The 21876-nt window shown below is 69.9% G+C and carries 22 protein-coding genes and 1 pseudogene; 20 read left to right on the top strand and 3 right to left on the bottom strand.

The window, feature by feature from the left end; genetic code table 11:
- The first annotated feature begins 45 nt into the window (after positions 1-45).
- The 17 genes and pseudogenes from P3T34_RS30070 (at position 46) to P3T34_RS29990 (ending at position 15869) form a co-directional block, all read left to right on the top strand.
- The gene (locus P3T34_RS30070; protein ID WP_280669168.1) at positions 46-495 is read left to right on the top strand and encodes a DUF1772 domain-containing protein; all 450 of its coding nucleotides are present in this window, start codon (positions 46-48) and stop codon (positions 493-495) included.
- Positions 492-1022 carry a hypothetical protein gene (locus P3T34_RS30065; protein ID WP_280669167.1) on the top strand — a complete coding sequence of 177 codons (531 nt, stop codon included), beginning with the start codon at positions 492-494 and terminating at the stop codon, positions 1020-1022. The genes P3T34_RS30070 and P3T34_RS30065 overlap by 4 nt, the downstream gene beginning before the upstream one ends.
- A gap of 41 nt (positions 1023-1063) precedes the next feature.
- Entirely contained in the window at positions 1064-2932 is a 1869-nt protein-coding gene (gene asnB, locus P3T34_RS30060; RefSeq protein WP_280669166.1) for an asparagine synthase (glutamine-hydrolyzing), read from the top strand.
- A 193-nt stretch (positions 2933-3125) separates the two neighbouring features.
- Entirely contained in the window at positions 3126-5072 is a 1947-nt protein-coding gene (locus P3T34_RS30055) for a BTAD domain-containing putative transcriptional regulator (protein ID WP_280669165.1), read from the top strand.
- Between the two features lie 180 nt (positions 5073-5252).
- Entirely contained in the window at positions 5253-5624 is a 372-nt protein-coding gene (locus tag P3T34_RS30050; protein WP_348534709.1) for a TcmI family type II polyketide cyclase, read from the top strand.
- Positions 5621-6046 (top strand): cupin domain-containing protein, encoded by a 426-nt coding sequence (locus P3T34_RS30045; protein ID WP_280669164.1) that lies wholly within the window; start codon positions 5621-5623, stop codon positions 6044-6046. The genes P3T34_RS30050 and P3T34_RS30045 overlap by 4 nt, the downstream gene beginning before the upstream one ends.
- Complete coding sequence (locus P3T34_RS30040; RefSeq protein ID WP_280669163.1) at positions 6043-7323, top strand: beta-ketoacyl-[acyl-carrier-protein] synthase family protein; 1281 nt, start codon at positions 6043-6045, stop codon at positions 7321-7323. Before P3T34_RS30045 ends, P3T34_RS30040 begins: the two co-directional genes overlap by 4 nt.
- Positions 7320-8582, top strand: coding sequence for a ketosynthase chain-length factor (locus P3T34_RS30035; RefSeq protein ID WP_280669162.1), 1263 nt, complete (start codon positions 7320-7322; stop codon positions 8580-8582). The genes P3T34_RS30040 and P3T34_RS30035 overlap by 4 nt, the downstream gene beginning before the upstream one ends.
- A gap of 26 nt (positions 8583-8608) precedes the next feature.
- The gene (locus P3T34_RS30030; RefSeq protein WP_280669161.1) at positions 8609-8872 is read left to right on the top strand and encodes an acyl carrier protein; all 264 of its coding nucleotides are present in this window, start codon (positions 8609-8611) and stop codon (positions 8870-8872) included.
- A pseudogene (locus tag P3T34_RS30025) lies at positions 8872-9318 on the top strand (SRPBCC family protein); the annotation flags it as partial. The gene P3T34_RS30030 and the pseudogene P3T34_RS30025, both read left to right, overlap by 1 nt.
- A gap of 12 nt (positions 9319-9330) precedes the next feature.
- Positions 9331-10068, top strand: coding sequence for an SDR family NAD(P)-dependent oxidoreductase (locus tag P3T34_RS30020; RefSeq protein ID WP_280672490.1), 738 nt, complete (start codon positions 9331-9333; stop codon positions 10066-10068).
- A gap of 29 nt (positions 10069-10097) precedes the next feature.
- Positions 10098-10847 (top strand): SDR family NAD(P)-dependent oxidoreductase, encoded by a 750-nt coding sequence (locus P3T34_RS30015; RefSeq protein WP_280669160.1) that lies wholly within the window; start codon positions 10098-10100, stop codon positions 10845-10847.
- A gap of 1 nt (position 10848) precedes the next feature.
- A complete protein-coding gene (locus P3T34_RS30010) occupies positions 10849-11175 on the top strand; it encodes an antibiotic biosynthesis monooxygenase (RefSeq protein ID WP_280669159.1) in 327 nt (108 codons plus the stop codon).
- On the top strand, positions 11172-11531 hold the full coding sequence (locus tag P3T34_RS30005; RefSeq protein WP_280669158.1) for an antibiotic biosynthesis monooxygenase: 360 nt from the start codon (positions 11172-11174) through the stop codon (positions 11529-11531). Before P3T34_RS30010 ends, P3T34_RS30005 begins: the two co-directional genes overlap by 4 nt.
- Positions 11515-12768, top strand: coding sequence for a cytochrome P450 (locus P3T34_RS30000; protein ID WP_280669157.1), 1254 nt, complete (start codon positions 11515-11517; stop codon positions 12766-12768). Before P3T34_RS30005 ends, P3T34_RS30000 begins: the two co-directional genes overlap by 17 nt.
- 301 nt (positions 12769-13069) lie before the next feature.
- Positions 13070-13507, top strand: a complete 438-nt coding sequence (locus P3T34_RS29995) for a cytidine deaminase (RefSeq protein ID WP_280669156.1) — start codon at positions 13070-13072, stop codon at positions 13505-13507.
- 154 nt (positions 13508-13661) lie between these two features.
- Complete coding sequence (locus tag P3T34_RS29990) at positions 13662-15869, top strand: WD40 repeat domain-containing protein (protein ID WP_280669155.1); 2208 nt, start codon at positions 13662-13664, stop codon at positions 15867-15869.
- A gap of 71 nt (positions 15870-15940) precedes the next feature.
- Here P3T34_RS29990 and P3T34_RS29985 read toward each other — a convergent pair whose 3' ends face one another.
- Complete coding sequence (locus P3T34_RS29985; protein WP_280669154.1) at positions 15941-17383, bottom strand: hypothetical protein; 1443 nt, start codon at positions 17381-17383, stop codon at positions 15941-15943.
- 323 nt (positions 17384-17706) lie between these two features.
- Between P3T34_RS29985 and P3T34_RS29980 the strand changes: the two genes are divergently transcribed.
- From P3T34_RS29980 to P3T34_RS29970, 3 genes are all read left to right on the top strand, one after another.
- Positions 17707-18135, top strand: a complete 429-nt coding sequence (locus tag P3T34_RS29980) for a hypothetical protein (protein WP_280669153.1) — start codon at positions 17707-17709, stop codon at positions 18133-18135.
- A gap of 132 nt (positions 18136-18267) precedes the next feature.
- Positions 18268-18948 carry a class I SAM-dependent methyltransferase gene (locus P3T34_RS29975; RefSeq protein ID WP_280669152.1) on the top strand — a complete coding sequence of 227 codons (681 nt, stop codon included), beginning with the start codon at positions 18268-18270 and terminating at the stop codon, positions 18946-18948.
- 27 nt (positions 18949-18975) lie between these two features.
- The gene (locus tag P3T34_RS29970; protein ID WP_280669151.1) at positions 18976-20382 is read left to right on the top strand and encodes a prolyl oligopeptidase family serine peptidase; all 1407 of its coding nucleotides are present in this window, start codon (positions 18976-18978) and stop codon (positions 20380-20382) included.
- A 142-nt stretch (positions 20383-20524) separates the two neighbouring features.
- On the opposite strand, the gene P3T34_RS29965 is transcribed toward P3T34_RS29970, so the two are convergent.
- A complete protein-coding gene (locus tag P3T34_RS29965) occupies positions 20525-20857 on the bottom strand; it encodes a DUF397 domain-containing protein (protein ID WP_280669150.1) in 333 nt (110 codons plus the stop codon).
- Complete coding sequence (locus tag P3T34_RS29960; RefSeq protein ID WP_280669149.1) at positions 20857-21708, bottom strand: Scr1 family TA system antitoxin-like transcriptional regulator; 852 nt, start codon at positions 21706-21708, stop codon at positions 20857-20859. Before P3T34_RS29960 ends, P3T34_RS29965 begins: the two co-directional genes overlap by 1 nt.
- Between the last annotated feature and the right edge of the window lie 168 nt (positions 21709-21876).

Here is a 21876-nt window from a genome sequence, read left to right as displayed (position 1 = left end):
CAAGTGGAGGATCGGACCAGTGGGGGCGAAGGGATGGCAGCAGCCGTGGTTGAAACACTGAGCGTGGTGGCCCTGGTGGGCAGCGGACTGGTGGCGGGGGTGCTGTTCGCGGTCGCGATCAGCGTGATGCCCGCGCTGATCGCGATGACCCCTGAACGGTATATCTCCACCCACAAGCTGTTGGGGCGCTACTACGACCGGATCATGCCCTTCATCGTCACCGGCTCGACGGCGATCGACGTGGGGCTCGCGGTCAACGCCTCGGGAGCCTCCCGCTCGCTCTTCGCGATCGCGGCGCTCTGCCTGGCCGCGGTGGCGGTCGTTTCGCAGACCCGCAACGTGCCCATCAACCGAGGGGTCAAGGGCACTCCGCCGGGCGACCCCGGCCCGGGCTGGGAGGATCCGCGGTTCCAGTGGCGTGACTGGAACCTGGTCCGGACCGGCTGCGCACTGGCCGGCTGTGCCTTCACCGCCGTCGCGGTGGTGCTGTCATGACGGATCGACTGATCGAACGGGCACTGCGCACCGGGCCGGAGAGCGAGCAGGCCGACGCGCGGATGCGTGAGCTGCTCTCCCGTCCCGATCCCGGCCCGGTGGCCGAGTATCTCGCGCTGCTGCACTTCAGCGGCCGGCGCAGCGGCCGCCGCTACACCGTGCCGGCCGGAGTGCACGGGATCGGCACCGCACTGATGATCGCCACCGGGAGCTCCTGGCGGCACAACTTCGCCGGCGGCCGCGAGGGCGAGCTGACCTGGCGCGGGGTGTGCCGCCCGGCCGGTTTCCTGCTGCTGCGGGATCCGGAGCTGACGGCCCGCGGCTACCTGGAGCTGTACCGCCGCTACGGCGCCGCCACCGCGCAGCGCCGCCTCGGCATCGCCGTGGCCGAGGGGTCGGAGCCCGAGCTCGACGACTTCAGGGACGCGGTCGAGCGCTGCGGTCTCTCGCTGGTCGAGGTGACCCTTCCAGCGGACCGGGCGACTCCGCTGCGAACTCCGCTTTCCGACAGTCCACCAGCCCGCTGACCGGCTGGCTGGAACCGCTACTCACGAATGAGGACAAGACCATGAGTGGGATTGCTGGTTGGGTCGATTTCGAACGGGACATGTCCCGCGAGACGGCCACCGTACGGGCGATGTCCGCGACGCTGGCCCATCGCGGTCCGGACGGCGCGGGAGAGTGGATCGAGGGCCACGCGGCGCTCGCCCAGCGGCGGCTGGCGCTGCTGGACCTCGATGCCGGCGCCGGCCCCGCGATCGCCCCGGCGGCCAACCCGGCGGCCGTGCTGACCCTGGACGGCGCGATCACCAACCACGTCGAGCTGAGCCGGGAGTTGGCCGCCAAAGGTCACCGGTTCGCCGGCCGGTCGGAGGCCGAGGTGGCGCTGTACGCCTACCTCGAGTGGGGCCCGGACTTCCTGACCCGATTGGAGGGCCTGTTCGCGCTGGCCGTCTGGGACGTCAGGCGCCAGGAGCTGCTGCTGGCCCGCGATCGGCTCGGCGTCAAACCGCTCTGCTACTACCGGACTTCCTCCGGCATCCTGTTCGGCTCCGAGCCGAAGGCGCTGCTCGCGCACCCCGAGGTCCGCCCGGTCGTCGACGCGGACGGGCTGCGCGAGCTCTTCGCCCACAGCCGCAAGCCCGGGACCGGCGTCTTCCAGGGCATGCGCGAGGTACTGCCCGGCCACCGGCTGGTGCTGGGGCGCTCGGGCGGCGCGGAGCAGCGCTACTGGGAACTGTCCGCCCGCCCGCACACCGACAGCCTGGACACCACGGTGGCCACGGTGCGCGAACTGCTGGCGGACGCCGTGTCCAAGCACCTGCGCGCGGACGTGCCGGTCGCGGCAATGCTCTCCGGCGGCATCGACTCCAGCGCGCTGACCGCGCTCGCCCAGCAGTCGCTTCGGCAGTCCGGCGCCGGGACGCTGCGAACGTTCTCGGTGAACTTCGCCGGCTACACCGAGAACTTCGAGCCGCACCCCACCATGCGGGCCACCCCTGACGCACCTTTCGCCGATCTGGCCGCGCGGCACATCGGCACCACCCACACCGAGATCCTGCTGGACACCGCGGCCCTGGCCGAGCGTCAGGTGCACGCGGCGGCCCTGCGCGTCCAGGACGCGCCCTCGCCCCTGGGCGACATGGACGTCTCCCTGCTGCTGTTCTTCGGCGCGCTGCGCCGGGCCGGGGTGAGCGCGGTGCTCTCGGGCGAGACCGCCGACGAGGTGTTCAACGGCTACTTCTGGGCGTACGACCCCTCGCACAGCAACTCGCAGACCTTCCCGTGGGTCTCCTTCGAGCGCGGCCACGACGCCGCCGCCGGCGGGCTCGGCTGTTCGCTGGTGGACCTCGGGCTGCGCAAGCAACTGAACTTCCTGGAGTACGCGGACCAGCACTACCGCGACGCGCTCACCGAGGTCCCGCACGTGCCTGGCGAGAGCCCGCAGGAGCGCCGGGCCCGCGAGGTCAGCTACCTCGCGCTGACCCGCTGGGCGCCCACCCACCTCGACCGGGCCGACCGGATGAGCATGGCCCACGGCGTCCAGCTGCGGCCGCCGTTCTGCGACCGCGCCCTGGTCGAGTACGTCTACAACGTGCCGGCCACGCTCAAGCGGGTCGACGGCCAGGAGAAGAGCCTGCTGCGCACGGCCGTCGCCGACCTGCTCCCGGAGCAGGTGCTGAACCGGCGCAAGAGCGCGTACCCGACCACCCAGGACGCGGTGTACGGGGAGCTGGTGCGAGCCAGGTTCGCCGAACTGGCCGCGGACTGCGGCAGCGCGGTCGCCCCGCTGCTCGACGAGCAGGCGACTGCCGCGGCGCTGGCGGCCGATGGCGCTCCGCAGGGCCCGTTCGCCTGGGTGGAGCGGGCCAGCATGGAAATGATGATCCAGCTCGACACTTGGCTGACGGAGTACCAGGTCGATCTTCGACTCTGACCGGTACGAACGACATGCCTGTTGCATGTGCTGGCCCCGGAAAATATGGTACGGAGGTGGCTGCTGCGCGAGCGGGCGAAGGGGTGCTTACACCCTGCCGGCGATTTGCTCACGAGCGCAGCACCTTTGACCTGCTTCGAGTCCGGACTGATGGACCGATTGATCAGGGCAAGCATTTCTAGGGGGGAATGCAGTGTTGGAGATTAGCCTTCTGGGATCGTTACGCGTATGCCGGGACGAGGAGGATGTCACCCCGTCCGCGCCGAAGCTTCGCCAGGTGCTGGCGCTGCTGGTGCTGAATACCAACGCACTGGTCAGTCTTGACCAGTTGTGCGAGGAGTTGTGGGAGGACAGCCCGCCGCTCACAGCCGTCACCACTCTGCAGACCTACATCTACCAACTGCGTCGAAGGCTGCGGCTCGCCAGCGGTCAGACCGGCGAGGCATTCGGCACCGTTCCGCCGAGCGGCAGACCCGCGCTGCTCACCCGTGTCGGCGGCTACGAACTGCAGCTGGATGACAAGAAGTCGGTCGATGCCTTCCGCTTCGAGCGACTGGTCGAACAGGGCAAGGCCGAGCATCGCAGTGGCGCCCGTGAGCAGGCGGCCGGCACGCTGCAGGCGGCGCTCGCCCTGTGGCACGGACAGGCGCTGGTCGGCGTGGCCGACGGCCGACGGCTATCCGCCTGGTCCACCCAGCTCGAAGAGCGGCGTCGCGGCGCGATGGAGCGCCGGTTCGCCATCGAGCTGGAACTCGGGCGGCACCGGGCAGTGTTGGACGAACTGTCGGACGCCGTCCGGTCCCACCCCACCGACGAGGCACTCGCCGGCCAGCTGATGAGGGCGATGCAGCGCTGCGGCCGCCGCCCGGAGGCACTGGACGTCTTCCGCGCCCTGCGCACCAGGCTCGTCGACGACCTCGGGCTGGAGCCCTCCGACGCGCTCCAGCGGCTGCACCAGGAGGTCCTCACCGATCGGGGAGGGGGCGCCGGCACGACGAAGGCGGTCCCCCGGGGCGTCGCGCCGGAGCGTCCCCCGCATCAGGAGCCCGCCCAACTTCCGGCACAGATGGACGACTTCGTGGGCAGGGAAAGTGAGATCGCCCAACTGGAGGACTATCTGGGCGACTCCGACCGGGCACCCCAGGGCAGCACTCGGGTGGTCGAGGTCCACGGCGCCCCCGGCGTCGGCAAGACCAGCTTCGCCATCCGAGTCGCCCACCGGGTCCGACAGTACTTCCCGGACGGCCAGTTGTACGTCGACCTCTCCGAGGCCGGCAAGGGGACCGCGGTCCTGGCTGAGCTGCTGAGATCCAGCCTGAGCTCCTTCGGGCTGGCCAAGGACAAGCTGCCGACCGGGATCGACGAGCTCAGTCGCCTGCTGCGCAGCCATACCGCGGACCGCAGGATGCTGATCGTGGTGGACGAGGTGGTCTCCGCCTCCCAGCTGCGTGCCTTCATCCCCGGCGGGCCTGGGTGTGCGGTGATCTCCACCAACCGCTACCGCTCGCACAGCCTGGGCATCGGGCGCAAGGTCATGCTGCCGGCGCTCGGTGCGGCCGACTGCCGCCAGCTCTACAACCGGGTCGCGGGCGGCCGGCGCTGGCAGGACGAGCCGGCCGCGGTGGGCGAACTGCTGAGAATGTGCGAGGGGCTGCCACTGGTCATCCGGGCCGTGGCCGAGCGGTTGACGGCCCGGCCCGGGTGGTCCGCGGTCCGACTGCTGGAGCGGCTGCGCAACAACGAGTCGGCGATTCTCAAACTCCCCGCCGGTACCCAGTCCCTGGTGAGCACGATCGAGTCCAGCTATCGGCATCTGCCGGACTCGCACCGGGACTTGCTGAGTCTGCTGACCTGCCGCCAACAGGCATACTGGCAGGTCGGTCAGGTCGCGGAGCTGCTGTCTCGGCCCACGGGGGATGCCGAGACCCTTCTCGAGGACCTGGTCGACGTGCACGTGATGGACGAGCTCCCGAACACGGTTCCGGAGGGCCGGCTGGACATCGAGCCGGCCTATACCGTGCCCCGCCTCACCAGGCAGGCCCTGCTGCTGCTGCAGCGGTGCAGCGCGCAGGATCCGCAGACCCCGCAGGCCCACGATGGAGATCGTCTGACCGTCGCCTCGGCCTATCCGATGCGATGATTCCGACAACTCACCTTTGTAGAGAGTGAGTTGTTGGCTCGATATAGCGGCCCGTCGCGCCTGTGGCGCGACGGGCCGCTGCGCGCTGCGGCGGCGACCGAGCGGTTTCAGACGTCCTTCAGACGCATTCGAACCTCGGCGACCAGCATGGCCGGGTACCGACGAGCAACGGAGGGCATCGTGCATCGAACACTGATCGTGGCGAGGATGGACCTCGCCGACGCCGAGGGCGTGGCCCAGGTCTTCGCCGATTCGGACAGCACGGAACTACCGCACCTGGTGGGTGTGTCCAGGCGGAGCCTGTTCGCCTTCCACAACCTCTACTTCCACCTGGTGGAGGCGGAGCGGGACATCGCGCCCGATCTCTACAAGGCGCGCAGTCACCCGCTGTACAACGAGATCAACACCCGGCTGGGGCAGTTCATCTCACCGTACGACCCGAACTGGCGTGAGCCCAAGGACGCCATGGCCGTCCCGTTCTACTCCTGGACGCCTGACCGCGGTTCGCAGATCACCCGACCGGGCGGCGCCAACCTGGGCGGTGGCGCATGAGCGAGTTCGCCACCAAGGTCGCCGTGGACTCCGTCGAGGCCAACACCAAGCGGGGCGGCGACATCCGGGTCACCCTCAGCCCCAAGACCGTGGGGTGCACTTCCGGGTTCGGCGGCGTGCTGCGGCTGGCGCCCGGTGAGTACGTGACCGAGCATCTGCACCCGTACTCCGAGGAGTTCCTGCACATCGTCCGAGGCACCGTGACGATGAGCCTGGACGGTGAGCCGATCGAACTCGGGCCGGGCGACTCGCTGCTGGTCCCGATCGGGATACGTCACCGGTTGGTCAATGCCGGTGACGAGCAGGCCGAGGCCGTCTTCCACCTCTCCCCGCTCGCACCCCGGCCCGAGCTCGGCCACGTGGACATCGAGCCACCGCTGAACGCTGCGGGCGGCAACCCCGACGTGGGGGGCGCCCGATGACCCGCCGTGCCGTCATCACCGGCGTCGGCGTGGTCGCGCCCGGTGGCATCGGGCGGGACACCTACTGGGACCTGCTGTCCGCGGGACGCACCGCCACCCGCCGGATCAGCCTCTTCGACGCGGGCAACTTCCGCTCTCGGGTCGCCGCCGAGTGCGATTTCGACCCGCTGGCCGCCGGCCTCTCGCTGCGGGAGATCCGGCGGATGGACCGCGCGGCGCAGTTCGCCGTGGTGGCCACCCGCGAGGCGATCGCCGACAGCGGCATCGCACTGAGCACGGCCGACCCCGCACGGGTGGGGGTCAGCCTGGGCAGCGCGGTCGGCTGCACCATGGGACTGGAGGAGGAGTACGCCGTGCTCTCCGACCAGGGCCGCAACTGGCTCGTCGACCACACCTACGGCGTCCCCCAGCTCTACGGCTACATGGTCCCCAGCACGCTGGCGGTCGAGGTCGCCTGGCAGGCGGGGGCGGAGGGACCGGTCGCGCTGATCTCCACCGGCTGCACCTCGGGGCTGGACGCGGTCGCCCACGGCGTGCAGCTGATCGAGGAGGGAAGCGCCGACATCGTGCTGGCCGGCGCCACCGAGGCACCGCTGTCGCCGATCACCCTGGCCTGCTTCGACGCGATCAAGGCCACCACCCCGAACAACGACGACGCCGAACACGCCTCCCGGCCGTTCGACGGTCGGCGGGACGGCTTCGTGCTCGGCGAGGGCTCGGCGGTGCTGGTGATCGAGGAGGCGCAGGCGGCCAGGCGCCGGGGCGCCGAGGTGTATGCCGAGGTCCTCGGCTTCGCGGGCCGCAGCAACGCCTTCCACATGACCGGCCTCAAGCCGGACGGGCGGGAGATGGCCGAGGCGATCAAGACCGCCATGAACCGGGCCGGACTCGACCCCGAGGACATCGACTACATCAACGCCCACGGGTCCGGCACCAAGCAGAACGACCGCCACGAGACCGCCGCGTTCAAGCGCAGCCTGGGCCACCGCGCGTACGAGGTGCCGGTCAGCTCGATCAAGTCGATGATCGGCCACTCGCTCGGCGCGATCGGCTCGTTGGAGATCGCCGCCTGTGCGCTCGCGCTGCGCCACCAGGTCGTTCCGCCGACGGCCAACCTCACGGTGCCCGACCCCCAGTGCGACCTGGACTACGTGCCGGTCACCGCTCGCGAGCACCGGATGGACCATGTGCTCAGCGTGGGCAGCGGGTTCGGCGGGTTCCAGACGGCCGTCGTCCTCGGCCGGCCGGAAGCGGTCGCGGGGAGGTGCGCGGCATGAGCGCGTCGGGACTGACGACGAGCCGGCGCGGCCGGCCCGTGGTCACCGGGCTCGGAGTGGTGGCACCCACCGGTATCGGGGCCCGCCAGCACTGGGAGTCGGTGCTGGCGGGCAAGAGCGGGCTCGGTCGGATCACCCGGTTCGACGCCGGCGGCTATCCCGTGCGGGTCGCCGGCGAGGTCTCAGGGTTCCAGGCCAACGACGAGGTGCCGGGGCGACTGGTCCCGCAGACCGACCGGTTCACCCACTTCGCGCTGGCCGCCACCGAGGCCGCCCTCGACGACGCCGGCGCCGACCCGGCGGACCTGCCCGAGTACGAGTTGGCCGTGGTCAGCACCAGTTCCTCCGGGGGTACCGAGTTCGGGCAGCGCGAGATGGAGCAGCTCTACCAGAACGGCTCGTCCTGGGTGAGCGCCTACCAATCGATCGCCTGGTTCTACGCCGCGACCACCGGCCAGGTCTCCATCCGGCACGGCATGCGCGGCCCCTGCGGGGTGCTCTGCTGCGAACAGTCCGGCGGCTTGGACGCGCTCGGCCAGGCCCGTCGCCTGCTCGACACCGGTTCGCGGCTGGTGGTGAGCGGCGGTACGGACGCCTCGCTCTGCCCGTACGGGCTGGTGGCGCAACTGTCCACCGGCGAGTTGTCCACCGAGGACGACCCGGCCCGCGCCTACCTGCCGTTCGACGCCTCCGCCTCCGGGTTCGTCCCGGGTGAGGGCGGTGCCTTCCTGGTGGTGGAGACCGCGGCCTCGGCCGCCGAGCGCGGTGCCTCCCACTACGGTGAACTGCTCGGCTACGCGGCCGGGTTCGACCCTCCCCCGGGATCGGACCGGCCGCCGGTGCTGGCCTCGGTGATCCGCCGGGCGCTGGCCGACGCGAGGCTCGCCCCGGGCGAGGTGGATGTCGTCTTCGCGGACGCCTGCGGAATCCCGGAGCGCGATCGCATCGAGGCCCGCGCCATCACCGAGGTGTTCGGCCCCGGCGCGGTGCCGGTGACCGCGCCCAAGACCCTCACCGGCAGGCTCTACGCCGGCGGCGCAGCCCTGGACACCGCCACCGCCCTGCTCGCGCTGAGCGCCGGCGTCGTGCCGCACACCGCCGGCCTGGGCCGACCCGCGCCGGACTGCGAGATCGACCTGGTGCTCGACCGGCCGCGGCAGACCAGCCCGCGGACCGCCCTCGTGCTCGCCCGCGGATACGGCGGATTCACCTCAGCGCTGCTGGTGGGTGCCGGGGACCGCAAGCACCTCAGGAAGTGACCGAACATGACGAAAGGCGGTATGTGATGAACCGGTTCAGCGTGGACGACCTGTTGCGGATCCTGCGGGCGGGTGCCGGGACGGACACCCGGATCGAGGTGGCCGTGGAGCAGCTTACGGACACCCCGTTTGCGGAGCTCGGATACGACTCCCTGGCCCTGCTCGAACTCACCAGCCGGATCGAGCGCGAGTACGGTATCGCGATCCCGGACGGCGAGGTGGAGCAGAAGGAGACCCCGGGTCAGGTCGTCGAGTACGTCAACTCCCTTCTCACCGAGGTGGCCTGCTGATGGCCGGGCACACCGACAACGCCATCGTCATCGACGCTCCGATGGAGCTGGTGTGGTCGATGACGAACGACGTGGCGTCCTGGCCGCGATTGTTCAGCGAGTACGCCTGTGCCGAGATCCTGGAGCGCGCCGGGAACACCGTGACCTTCCGGCTCGCCCTGCACCCGGACGAGAACGGCCAGGTCTGGAGCTGGGTCTCGGAGCGGACCGTCGACCCCGCCACCCGCACGGTCAGCGCCCACCGGGTGGAGACCGGCCCGTTCGCCCAGATGAAGATCCACTGGGAGTACGTCCAGCAGACCGACGGCGTCCTGATGCGCTGGGTCCAGGACTTCGCGATGAAGCCCGGAGCGCCGCTCGACGACGCCGGGATGACCGCCCGGCTCAACCGCAACACGCTGGTCCAGCTGCGGCTGATCAAGGACAAGGTCGAGCTTGCCGCCCGGGCCGACCGCCAGCTGGCCGGCAGGCGGTTCCTGGTCACCGGGGGCACCCGGGGTATCGGCCGTGGCATCGTGCTGGCCGCCGCCCGGGCCGGCGCCGACGTGGTCACCTGCTACCGCAGCCCCGGTGAGAGCGTGAACTCGCTGGAGCGCGAGCTGGCCGAGACCCCCGGCAAGCACCGGGTGCTGCAGGCCGACGCCGCGGACGAGCGCGACGTCGCGCGGCTGCTCGCCGAGTGCGAGGCGAGCCTCGGCGGCGTCGACGTGGTGGTCAACAACGCCGGCGCCTTCCAGCCCAAGCTCTACCCCGAGCTCGGCTCCGCCGACTGGGCCGCCACCGTCCAGGGCAACCTGACGGCCGCCCACCTGGTCACCCAGCGGGCACTGCCGCTGTTCGACGGGGGCGGATCCATCATCAACCTGGGCTCCACCGTGGCCCGGATCGGCATGGTCGGCGGCGTGCACTACACCGCCGTCAAGCAGGCGCTGGTCGGCATGACCCGTTCGCTGGCCCGTGAGCTCGGCCCGCAGGGCATCCGGGTCAACACCGTCTCGCCCGGACGGATCGCGACCGAGGCGCTCGACGAGCTGCCGGCGGAGGCCGCCGAGCAGCAGCGCCGGCTCTTCTCCTCGTTCGCCGCGCTCGGCCGGCTCGGCACCGTCGAGGAGGTCGCCCAGGTGGTGCTCTTCCTCGCCGGCGACCAGGCCGCGTACATCACCGGCCAGAACATCCACGTCGACGGCTGCGTCTGACCGTCGCCCCCTTTAGGAGGGACATTCCCATGGAACTCGCATTGCACGGCAAGAAGATCCTGGTCACCGGGGGCACCCGCGGCATCGGCCGAGCGATCGTGCTGGCCGCCGCCCGGGCCGGCGCCGACGTGCTCACCTGCTACCGGCAGGAGAGCGAGGCCGTCGAGAGCCTGCTCCAGGCACTGAAGGAGATCCCGGGCGAGCACCACGCCGTCCGGGCCGACGTCGGCGAGATCGCCGAGGTCGACAAGCTGGTCGCGCTGGCCAAGGAGCACTACGGCCGACTCGACGGCGTGGTCAACAACGCCGGTGTGATCAGCCACATCCCGTTCGCGGACCTGCCGGCCGACGAGTGGTCGCGCATCATCGACACCAACCTGACCGCCGCCTACCGCGTCATCCAGCAGGCCCTGCCGCTGCTGGGCACCGGCACCTCGATCGTCAACATCGGCTCGCGCGGCGCCGCCGCCGGGATACCGCTGCGGGCCCACTACACCGCCGCCAAGGCCGCCATGATCGGGCTGACCCGCTCGCTGGCCAAGGAGCTCGGCCCGCGCGGCATCCGGGTCAACGTCGTCGCACCGGGCGTGATCGAGACCGAGGCATTCGACACGATGCCCGCCGAGCGCGCCGCCGGCCTGCGCGCCACCTACGCGCAGAAGACCGCGCTGGCCCGGCTGGGTACCGTCGAGGAGCTCGCCGCGCCCGTGCTCTTCCTGCTGAGCGACCTGGCCGGCTACGTCACCGGCGAGACCGTCAACGTCGACGGAGGAATCTGAGATGGCCGCCTCGGCCTTCCGGGTGATGCTGCGGATGCAGATCAAGCCCGGGATGGAGCAGGACTTCGAACGGGTGTGGCGGGAGGTCGGCGACTCGGTCACCGACCACCCCGCCAACCTGGGCCAGTGGCTCTCCCGCGGCGCCGAGGAGGAGGGCGTCTACTACATCGTCAGCGACTGGACGGACGAGCTGCGGTTCCGCGAGTTCGAGACCAGCGAACGCCATCTCACCCACCGGGAGAAGCTGCACCCGTACCGCAGCGGTGGCTCGATGACGACCATGCACGTGGTCGCCGCCCTTGCCGGGTCCGCAGGCTGCGCCCGGTGACCGGGGGCGCCGTCGAGGTAGTGCTCTACCACCTGAGCGAGGACCCCGACGCGGTCCTCGCCGCCTATCACGAGGCCAGCCGCCGGATGGCCGGTACGGCCGGCCTGCTCGGCAACGAACTGCTCACCGCCGTGCACCATCCGTCGTGCTTCGTGGTGATCAGCCGCTGGGCGGACTGGGAGTCCTTCGCGCGGTGGGAGGGCGGGGCGGAGCACAAGGAGCAGACCGCCCCGCTGCGACCGTTCCGCGACGGCAAACGGGATCGGCCGTTCGAGATCTACCGAGAACTCGCGAGCTACGGAGCCGGCCGCTGCGAGTCGGCCACGAAAGGAGCCCCAAATGTCGGACCGGCCTGAGCCAGACCAGCCGATCGACCTGTTCACCCCCGGCTACTACCAGCAACCGCACACCGTGCTCGCCGAGTTGCGGGACGCAGCGCCGGTCATCCCGGTGATGGCCCCGAACGGACTGCGCACCTGGCTGGTGACCCGCTACGACGACGCCCGCGCGCTGCTCGTCGATCCGCGGCTCAGCAAGGACATGCAGGCCGGCCGGGGGCTGATCGGGAAGAACTTCGTCGACCCGGCGAAGCAGGCCGCGTTCGCGCGTGAGCAAGGCGAACGCAGCCAGTTCGCCCACGAGTTGAGCGTGCACATGCTGGACAGCGACCCGCCGGACCACACCCGGCTGCGCCGCCTGGTCGGCCGGGCCTTCACTGCCAGGCGGGTGGAGTCGCTGCGCCCGCGGATCGTCGAACTGACCGACCAGCTGCTCGACGGGTTCGACGGGCAGCCGCGCGTCGATCTGATGGAGGCGCTCGCCTTCCCGGTGCCGTTCACGGTGATCTGCTGGCTGCTCGGCGTTCCCCCCGACGACCGCGTCGAGTTCCGCCGTTGGTCCAACCTGCTCGTCTCCGGCGCCGGCACCGACGAGGTCCGCGATGCCAGCGTCTCCATGATCGGCTACCTCCGGTCGCTGATCGACGACAAGCGCTCCGCGGGGGCGGACGACCTGCTCAGCGACCTGGTCGCCGCCACCGACGACGGCGACCAGCTGAGCACCGACGAGCTCATGGCGATGGCCTTCCTGCTGCTGGTCGCCGGCCACGAGACCACGGTCAACCTGATCGGCAACGGCACCCTGGCCCTGCTCACACACCCCGAGGCACGAGCCCAGCTCGCCGCCGACGGCACGCTGTGGCCCGGCGCCATCGAGGAGTTCCTGCGCTACGACGGCCCGGTCTCCAACACCACCTGGCGCTTCACGACCGAACCGGTGAAGGTGGGTGACGTGCTCATCCCCGAGGGCGAGTTCGTGACCATCTCGCTCAGCGCCGCCGGACGGGACCCGAACCGCTACTCCGAGCCCGACCAGTTGGACATCACCCGCGCCCACAGCGCCAACCTGTCCTTCGGCTACGGCATCCACCACTGCCTGGGCGCCCCACTCGCCCGCATGGAGGGCCTGATCGTCATCAGCCGGCTCTTCCAACGCTTCCCCGACCTCCGTCTCGCCACCGAGCCGGACCAGCTCCGCTGGCGCCACAGCCTGATGATGCGCGGCCTCGAAGACCTCCCGGTCCACCCCGCCTGAACCCACTCACTCCCGACTCGCGCATGACGGCCCGACTCCCCCAAGGGAGTCGGGCCGTCATGCAATCACCAAGATCTACCGCGAGTTCTGCGACCGCCACTATCAAGCGGCACGGCTTCACCAAGCGGTACGGGTTCCCCGACGTCCGCACGCGGGTGATCCCCTCGCCGGAACGGGGCGCCCTGGGCACACTGCTCATCACCGCCCGGACCGCGGCCTGATGAAGGAGCCCGACGATATTCGCTTGCGCACCATCGTCACTCGGGTCAACGTCTCCTGACACCAAACGAAGGCAGGGACGATGACCACGCAGACCCACGACGTCGACCACGAACTCATCCAGGCCGCGGCCCACGTCGCGCGCACCCGCTGCCGGGGCGACAACCACACGATGGCTGCCGCGGCCCGCGCCCTGGACGGCCGGATCGTCACCGCGGTGAACGCCTACCACTTCACGGGAGGCCCCTGCGCCGAGCTGGTCCTCATCGGCGCGGCAGCCGCCCAAGGCGTCTACGAGCTGGACACGATCGTCGCCGTGGGCGACCGCGATCGGGGTGTCGTTCCCCCGTGCGGTCGATGCCGCCAGGCCCTCCTCGACTACTTCCCGACCCTCAAGGTCATCGTCGGTGCGGACGACCGCCTCCGGACCGTTTCCATCACCGACCTGCTTCCCGAAAGCTACGTCTGGGCTGACCACCAGCTCGACGCTGAGCAGACCGCGCCACTCAGCACGAGCTGACAGCTCACCCAGTGGGCTCTTGGTGCGGTTTGCGGCCGTCGTGTGCCTGCGCTCGCGTCCTGGCGGTGCCCTGCCATGTGCAGGCGGGGGTTCTGGCTGTCGTATGTCTCGGTGCTGCGGTGCTGCGGTGCTGGGTACGGCTACTGTGCCGGTCATGTCTGATGATCTGCGGGACATCCGTCCGAGTGCTGAATCCGCCGTGTCCGTTGGGCAGTTGGCCGATCCGGGGTTCCTGGTGAACGCGGACCCGGGATCGGTGATGGCGTTGCTGGATGCGGCGTCGGGTCCGGCGGCGCGATTGACCGCGTCGGTGTACCGCGCCTCGACACACCTGCATCGTGACGTCACTGCGGGGGTACGCCGACAGCTGCTGGCGCTGGACGCGGCCCGTTACGGGGACCGGGAGCTGTCGGCACGGATCACCGCGGTACCGGTGGAGGACGAACCCGCCGCAGCGTGGGGCGTCGAGTGGGCCACCGGCTCCCAGCTCGACCGGTCCCTGCGTCGTATTCCGACCGCCCACACCGAACCGTTGCTGGCGGTGGCGACAGCGGTGGTCGACGGCCGCCCCGTGGCCATCACCGGCAGTTCTGACCGGACCGCGCGGGTATGGGACCTGACCACCGGCCGGCAGATCGGCCAACCCCTCGCCGCCCACACCGGCGAGGTGTGCGCGGTGGCGACGGCGGTGCTCGACGGCCGCCCCGTGGCCGTCACCGGCAGTTCTGACCGGACCGTGCGGATATGGGACCTGACCACCGGCCGGCAGATCGGCCAACCCCTCACCGGCCACACAGCTGCGGTGGCGACGGTGGCGACGGCGTTGCTCGACGGCCGTCCCGTCGCGATCACCAGCGGCGGCGATGAGACGGTGCGGGTGTGGGACCTGACCACGCGCGAGCAGATCGGCGAACCGCTCACCGGCCACACCTCTGCTGTGTACTCGGTGGCGACGGCAGTGCTCGACGGCCGTCCCGTCGCGGTCACCGGCAGCCACGACGAGACCGTGCGGGTATGGGACTTGACCACCGGCGAGCAGATCGGCGAGCCGCTCACCGGCCACAAGGAGGGGGTGCGAGCGGTGGCGACGGGGGTGGTCGACGGCCGTCCCGTCGCGGTCACCGGTGGCCATGACGAGACCGTGCGGGTATGGGACCTGACCACGCGCGAGCAGATCGGCGAACCGCTCACCGGCCACGACGGCTGGGTGTTGTCGGTGGTCACCACAACGATCGAAGGCCGCCCCTGCATCGTCAGCGGAGGCGAGGACTGGACGCTCCGGGTGTGGGATCCGGCCACGGGCAAGCAGGTCGGCGAGCCGGTGATCGGCCCTACCGACAAGGTGCGGGCGATGGCGACGGCGGTGCTGGACGGCCGGCCCCACGTGATCGCCGGCAGTCAGGACGGGATGGTGCGGGTGTGGGACCTGAGCTCAGGAGGCCAGGTGGGTGAGCCGCTCACCGCCCACACCTGCTGGGTGGTGGCGACGGCGACGGCGGTGGTCGACGGCCGTCCCGTCGCGGTCACCGGCAGTGCTGACGGGACCGTGCGGGTATGGGATCTGACCACCGGTCGGCAGATCGGCCGGTACCTCACCGGCCAGGACGACTTGGTGTGGGCGGTGGCGACGGCGGTGGTCGACAGCCGTCCCCACGCGATTGCCGGCTGCCAGGATGCGACGGCGCGAGTGTGGGACCTGACCGCAGGCGACCCGGTGGGTGAGCCGTTTGCGGGTCACGACGGCTGGGTGGTGGCGGTGGCGACGGCAGTGGTCGGCGGCCGCCCTGTAGCGATCACCGGCAGCTTCGATGGCGTACGAGTCTGGGACCTGCCTGCGGGTCAGCAGATCGGCGAGCCCCTGACGGGTCACATGGGCGATGTCAACGCGGTGGCAACGACGGTGGTCGACGGCCGCCTCGTGGCGGTCACCGGCGGCGAAGACGGCACGGTGCGGGTCTGGGACCTGACGGCAGGTCGGCAGATCGGCCAACCCCTCACCGGCCACACCGACGATGTGAACACCGTGACGACGACGGTGATCGACGGCCGCCCCGTCGCGGTCACCGGCGGCGAAGACGGCACGGTGCGGCTCTGGGACCTGACGGCAGGTCGGCAGATCGGCCAACCCCTCACCGGCCACACCGACGATGTGAACGCCGTGGCGACGACGGTGATCGACGGCCGCCCCGTGGCGATCACCGGCGGCGACGATTGCACGGTACGGGTCTGGGACCTGACCACCGGCGGCCAGGTCGGGCCGGAGTTGGTGTTCCCGCTGCGGGTCTGCGCGCTGGCCGTGGTGCCGGATGGTCGGTTGGTGGTGGGCTTCGGCTGGGAGGTCGCGGCGTTGGCCCGCCGTTGACCGGGCCCCGTACACAACGTCTGCGCGACCTCCAAGTCGCGGCTCGAAGTACTACTACCGCTTCACCGTACTCACGGCGACTTTTTGACGCCCTTCTTGGCGTAAAGCTCGCCCTCGGCGGTGAGGTCCTTGGTCACCCGGAGGCCGTTGGCGCCGACCGTGGTGAACTTCGTGGTACCGCCGTAGCCCACGTTGATGTCCCTGTTGGCATAGAGCACGCCGTGCGCCACCAGGTCTCCCTCGACGCTGAGTCCGGACTTGGCGGCGAGCTCTCTCGTCACGCGGAGGCCGTTGACGCCAACCGTGGTGAACTTCGTGGTGCCGCCGTCGCTGACGTTGATGTCCCTGTTGGCATGGAGCACGCCGTTTGCCACCAGGTCTCCCGCGACGCTGAGGCTGGACTCGGCGGTGAGCTCTCCCACGACGCGGAGCCCGTTGACGTTGACCGAGGAGAACTTCGTTCGCCCGCCCTCACTGACGATGACGTTGCTGTTGGCGACGAGGAAGCCGTTCGCGACGAGGGTTCCCGTGACACTGAGCTGGTAGTCGGCGGAGAGGTCCCCCAGGACGCGGGCCCCGGTGACGCCGACCGTGGAGAACTTCGTTCGCCCGCCCTCACTGACGGCGAGGTTGTCGTTGGCGTACAGCGGTCCGTTCACGATCACCGTGGACTGGGCGGCGATGCCGCCGCGCACGGTCAGTGAGTCCAGGGTGGGATTGGGGACGGTGAGCGTGAGAGTGGCGTACTGGTAGACCGGGGTGAAGCCGTTGGCGGCTCCCTGGGACCCCGAGAGCACGGTTGCCGCGACGATGAACGTGGTGTCGCTGAAAATGCCGTTCGGGAGGCTGAAGGACGTGGCGGAACCCTGCTGGATGGGGCTGCTGGATTTGCCGTCGTACAGCTGGAAGTCGGTGCCGTTGCTCTCCCAGGTGAGGTGGATGGGGCCACCGGAGGTGAAGCTCGTCAGCGGCGCGCTAGTCGCGGCCTGGCTGCCCCGGGCCAGGAAGCTGTGCAGGTAGAAGGCGGGTTCGACGACCGTCAGGGTCCGCCTGCTGTACTTCTGCGTGTAGCCGGCACCCGCGGAGGTCTTCGAGCGCTCCAGGATGCGGTAGGTGAGCGGGCCGCCGGAGGAGAGCAGACTGCCGCTGAGACCGAAGTTCAGCGGGTAGTTGATCAGGTCTCGCTGCGGGTTCTGCAGCTGGAAAGTGATGAGGTAGTACGAGCCCACAGGAGCCCCGGGGAGTTTCAACTTCTGCCCGGTGTCCTTCCGGACCGAGAAGGTCCAGTCACTGCTGCTGCTGGCAGGCACCGGCGCCTGGGCGAAGTACGCCCGATCGCGGGTGTCGTCCGCCGGCACGGCGATCTCGATGCGGGAGCAGTGAACGGCCTGGTTCCCGGGCAGGACGGCCAGGTTGATGGTGGCCGGGGTGGGGAAGTCGGCATCCGCCTGCAGCGGCGCCGGGCTGGTGGAAGTGCGGTACTTCAGCAGCGGGGAGGTCGACGAAGGCGGCACGAGCGGAACCTTCCTGCAGGCGGAGAAGAAGAGTTGCCGACAGAGTTTCACCCAGCCTCGCGGGCGTCCCACGGACTGCGCAAGGCCACCAGATCGACCAGAGCTCACTTTCGGACACTCAGCGGGCCGCCGTTGTCCTGGTGCGAATCACGGCGTTGAGGAAGCGGCGGAGGAGCAGGCCGACGTCCCGTGCAACTTCGTTGAGAGCCCCCGGTGTTGCTCCCTACCGTCGTAGCAGTCGCCCGGGAGCTGACAGGGAGCCAACTCCGTCGGGAATCCCCGGGCGGCCCAGCACCATCCGACCGAAGGTATCGGAGGGCACCATGGCTGCACCGACCGTCACCCGCGACCCGCACACCTACCTCTCCCCGCAGGAGTGGGAGCGAGAGATCCAGCTCCTCACCCGCGACCACCACGACTGGGACATCGTCATGGCGGAGCGTGTGTTCTGCCAGGCCGTCGCCTATCTCATCACCGTCATGCAGTCAGACGTCGTGGGGGTGGGATGCGGGGAACTGGTCGACGAGGGCGTGCACCAGCTCATCCTCGACACCAAGATCTACCGCGAGTTCTGCGACCGCCACTACGGGAAGTTCCTCGACCACATCCCCTACATCGACCGCAAGGCCGACGGCACGGTGATGCGAACCGCCGAGGTCATCGCCGCCTTCGGCTTCGCGGTCGACTGGCCGCTGTGGGAGAAGGACGCAGCGAAGTGCTCGCCGTGCGCGCCGGGGCAGAAGTGCCACTGAACGGCTGAGTGCGCTGAAGGCCCGGCCTCCCTCTGTGGGCGGTCGGCCTTCGGCATGCCCTTTTTGCGATCAAATCCGACTAAAACCAGGCGAATTGGCGATCAAGAGGAGGTGTGAGTAGCGTTCCGCGACATGAGTCTTGCGCCCCCTGAGCACAGCGCGCCCACGACCGCCCCGCAGTACTGGGACAAGTACCGGCCGCAACGGACGCAGCGGCCGTGCGCCACCCGGTTCGACTGGACCGGACTGGACGACGGCGCCCCCGGTGCGGAGATCCTGGGAGAGCCGAAGACCGCGCTGGACCTGGGACCCGCCGAGGGTGAGAACGCCGCCTTCCTGGCCCGCAACGGCATCGAGGTCACCGCCGTGGACTTCTCCGCCGTCCAGGTCGAGCGCGCCCGCGGGTTCTGGGCGGACCTTCCCACCTTGGAGTTCATCCACGCCGACGCTCTCGACTTCCTCGACCAGGACGGCCGGCTCTTCGACGCGATCTACTCCACCTGGGGCGCCGTCTGGTTCACCGACCCCGACGAGCTGTTCCCCCGGATCGCCAAGAGGCTCGCTCCCGAAGGCGTCTTCGCGTTCTCCCATCGCGAGCCGAGCCCGGACCAGTACGGCGCGCAGCAGATGGCCGGCACGTGGCTGGAAGGCCGCGAGGACGAACTGATCGTCCTGCGCTGGCAGCACACCCCCGAGCAGTGGGGTGACCTCCTCAAACGGCACGGCTTCACCGACGTCCGCACGCGGGTGATCCCCTCGCCGGAACGGGGCGCCCTGGGCACGTTGCTCATCACCGCCCGGACTGCCGCCTGAATTTGGCGCGCTGTGGGGTGGTGGCCGATGGGTCGCAGCCGCGAGCGGTTCGTCCAGCACCGGACGACCATGCGGGTAGCCTTCGAGCCCGGGTACATCGACGGCCGAGGGGAACCGATGACCGGGGAGAACGGCGGGCCGCTCGCGGCGAAGTGGGTGGCGCGCAAGCAGGTGTCGCACGATGAACTACTCACTGCGGACGGTTTCCTGTGGTGGATCCAGTCCGATCCCGACCTGGGCGGGGCCCGCCGGTTGATGCGCGCGAGCCCATCCGGCCCGGCCCAGGCGCAGACGCCGCCCGGAGTGTCGGTGGGCGGCTGGCTCCACGCGTACGGTGGCGGCTCTTTCGCGGTCGCCGCCGACGCCCAGTGGGTGGACGCCGACTGCGCGCCCGCACCGTGGGAGGGCGGGTACAGGTCGTACGCCTTCACCGACTTCGGGCAGATCGTGCTGACCATCCACGACGGCATCCGCGCCGAGCTGGCAACCGTCGACCGCGACGGGCTGCTGCTCCGGCACGCCACCGACCTGACCTCGATCAAGCCCTACGTCGCTGCTCTTGGCCATCAGGTGTTCCTTATCGGGTCAACCCCGACCAGCCGACCGTCCGTGCGCGTGATCGACCTCGGCGAACCGGACGGGACTCCGGCGCTGCCGGTCGGCCCCAGCATCGGCGGCGTCCCTGCCCCGGCAACCGCTTCGCCTCCGGTCATCCGCACCGCCCGCTCGGGTGAGCTGTCCATCCGCTACCTGCTGCACCAGCCCGACGGTGGGTTCCCCGCTCCGCTGATCGTGCGCGCCCACCCGGGGCCCACCGACGACGTCCCCTTGCGCCTGGACTGGGCCGTGCAGTTCTTCGTCAGTCGCGGCTTTGCCGTCGCAGAGGTGGCCTACCGCGGCAGCACCGGCCAGGGCAGGGCCTTCCGGCAGTCCCTGCACGGCCATTGGGGCGAGTACGACGTCGAGGACTGCGCAACCGTCGCCCGCCAGCTGCTGGAGAGCGGCCGGGTGCGGCGAGACGCCGTCTTCATCACCGGAGCCAGCGCCGGCGGCTACACCGCGCTGCAGGCCGCCTGCCGCCAGGGCCCGTTCACCGCAGCGACCGCCACCTCCGCGATCATCGACCCGGCACGCTGGGAGAAAGCCGTCCCGCGCTTCCAACGGCCCCACGCGGCGATCCTGGCCGGCCCGGCCGGGGAGGTCCGCGCGGAGGCTGTCCGCGTGCCGGTCCTGCTGATCCACGGAACGGCCGACGAGATCGCCGCAGTCGACGACACCCGCCGACTCTCCAACGACCTCACGGCACTCGGCCGCCCCCACGAGGCCCTGTTCCTGGAGGGCGTCGGCCACTACCTGTCCGCGCCGGCCGCGCTGGAGCGCGCGCTGCTGGCCGAGCTCGACTTCTACGACAGGCTCATGCTCCGCGAGCCGTAGCCGTAGCCGTAGCCGTAGCCGTAGCCGTCGCGGCTCGGTCCGCCGCCGGTAGGACAACGCGCGTGTACTCGCGCAACTCCGGTGAGGGGATGCTCGAACAGGAGGAGGCTGTTCGGGGGCTTCGCGGGGTGGGGTGGGGTGCTCAGGCCAGGGAGGTGATCTCCGTGCGGGCGGCATCGAAGGCGATGCTGGTGTCGCCGGTCTCCAGGGCCTTGAGGACGGCGAGACGGACGTTCTCGCCGAGGTGGAAGCGCGGGTCCTTGCCGAGAGCGATCTCCAGCAGCACGGCGATGCGCTCAGCCTGGTTGAAGGCCAGGTAGTCGAGGTCTGGACGCTTGGTGTCGCCCACCCAGATGTCGCCGTTGGGGAACTCGGCTACGTCGACGCAGTTGGTGGAGTCCTCCGAAGCGAGTGGCTTGCCCCAGCCGTCGAGGCTCTCGGAAACGTCGTGACTGTAGGGGTCGTGCCGGTCCATCAGCTGATCTCTTTCAGTCGGGTTTTAAGGACTGCGGCGGTGTCAGCATGTGTCAACGCCAGATTGCGGATGCGTTTGAACACTCGGTTGAACCGGATGCTCTCGATCGCGAATTCCCGGGCGTTCCGCTGGCTCAGCCCTTCGCTGAAGACGTACTGGGGTGCATCCGGAGTGTCGAAGCTCAGGCGGTCCACGCAGGCCGCACCGGGCCTACCAGGGCGGCCTGCGGAAGTGGGCACCATCTGGAGAGTGACGGTGTCCGGAAGTTTGAGCAGGTGCTCCAACTGGTCGGCCATGATCTCGTGGTCGGCCGAGGAGTCGAGAGCGGCCTGGGAGAAGATGGAGTGGACGCGCAGACGACCATCCAACATGCGCCGCTGCCGCGCCTCTCGGATGTCCAGATAGAGCTCCACATCGTCCGCGCCGGGGGCCGACCAACCGCTTTCGATGATCTCACGTGCGTACGACCGGCGTTGGAGGACCAGTCCGAACGTGTCGTGAGTCAGTTCCTCCTGGAGCGTGGCATTGGCTTCGACAGTGAGACGCCCCGCAAGGGCCGGCGTGATCAGGTGCTTGTACGGAGTCCACCAGACTTCGACACGGCCTTCGGTGAGCAGGCTCATCAAATCCTCGCGCTCGGTACCACCAGTGCCGAAGTAGTCAAGGAGACGCGTGAGTTCCTTCTCTGCGACGACTCGCTTCCCACGCTCGATCTTGCTGAGGTTACCCGGGTCGACCTTGGCGCCACGGCCCACCTCGTGCAGAGTCCTCCGGCCTCGGATCCTCCGCAGCTCCGCGCCAAGGGCCTCGGCGTTGACAGCCGAGATCGTCTCCTTCTCACGCTCAGGCATGGGCCTCCTTCCTGTCACTCCGTCAGTCTGCGTCCCTGATAGATGAGTTGCAAGGCTGACCTTTGCCAAAATCGTACTGCTCTGTCCACGGGTTTGGCTTGCCATCGCCGCCACACTGGGTCCACACTCATAACGCCACGCACCGCAGTCACTTCGCTACGGAGCGTT

Origin of the sequence: Kitasatospora sp. MAP12-44, assembly GCF_029892095.1 — a bacterium.
Lineage (GTDB): Bacteria > Actinomycetota > Actinomycetes > Streptomycetales > Streptomycetaceae > Kitasatospora.
This window is presented reverse-complemented; position numbering and strand designations above follow the sequence as displayed.

What these genes read in the sequence shown, in the direction of transcription:
- P3T34_RS30065 (WP_280669167.1), top strand. Translation starts at nt 492, where the DNA reads ATGACGGATCGACTGATCGAACGGGCACTGCGCACCGGGCCGGAGAGC.
- asnB (WP_280669166.1), top strand. Translation starts at nt 1,064, where the DNA reads ATGAGTGGGATTGCTGGTTGGGTCGATTTCGAACGGGACATGTCCCGC.
- P3T34_RS30045 (WP_280669164.1), top strand. Translation starts at nt 5,621, where the DNA reads ATGAGCGAGTTCGCCACCAAGGTCGCCGTGGACTCCGTCGAGGCCAAC.
- P3T34_RS30040 (WP_280669163.1), top strand. Translation starts at nt 6,043, where the DNA reads ATGACCCGCCGTGCCGTCATCACCGGCGTCGGCGTGGTCGCGCCCGGT.
- P3T34_RS30035 (WP_280669162.1), top strand. Translation starts at nt 7,320, where the DNA reads ATGAGCGCGTCGGGACTGACGACGAGCCGGCGCGGCCGGCCCGTGGTC.
- P3T34_RS30030 (WP_280669161.1), top strand. Translation starts at nt 8,609, where the DNA reads ATGAACCGGTTCAGCGTGGACGACCTGTTGCGGATCCTGCGGGCGGGT.
- P3T34_RS30015 (WP_280669160.1), top strand. Translation starts at nt 10,098, where the DNA reads ATGGAACTCGCATTGCACGGCAAGAAGATCCTGGTCACCGGGGGCACC.
- P3T34_RS30010 (WP_280669159.1), top strand. Translation starts at nt 10,849, where the DNA reads ATGGCCGCCTCGGCCTTCCGGGTGATGCTGCGGATGCAGATCAAGCCC.
- P3T34_RS30000 (WP_280669157.1), top strand. Translation starts at nt 11,515, where the DNA reads ATGTCGGACCGGCCTGAGCCAGACCAGCCGATCGACCTGTTCACCCCC.
- P3T34_RS29995 (WP_280669156.1), top strand. Translation starts at nt 13,070, where the DNA reads ATGACCACGCAGACCCACGACGTCGACCACGAACTCATCCAGGCCGCG.
- P3T34_RS29990 (WP_280669155.1), top strand. Translation starts at nt 13,662, where the DNA reads ATGTCTGATGATCTGCGGGACATCCGTCCGAGTGCTGAATCCGCCGTG.
- P3T34_RS29980 (WP_280669153.1), top strand. Translation starts at nt 17,707, where the DNA reads ATGGCTGCACCGACCGTCACCCGCGACCCGCACACCTACCTCTCCCCG.
- P3T34_RS29975 (WP_280669152.1), top strand. Translation starts at nt 18,268, where the DNA reads ATGAGTCTTGCGCCCCCTGAGCACAGCGCGCCCACGACCGCCCCGCAG.
- P3T34_RS29970 (WP_280669151.1), top strand. Translation starts at nt 18,976, where the DNA reads ATGGGTCGCAGCCGCGAGCGGTTCGTCCAGCACCGGACGACCATGCGG.
- P3T34_RS29965 (WP_280669150.1), bottom strand. Translation starts at nt 20,857, where the DNA reads ATGGACCGGCACGACCCCTACAGTCACGACGTTTCCGAGAGCCTCGAC.
- P3T34_RS29960 (WP_280669149.1), bottom strand. Translation starts at nt 21,708, where the DNA reads ATGCCTGAGCGTGAGAAGGAGACGATCTCGGCTGTCAACGCCGAGGCC.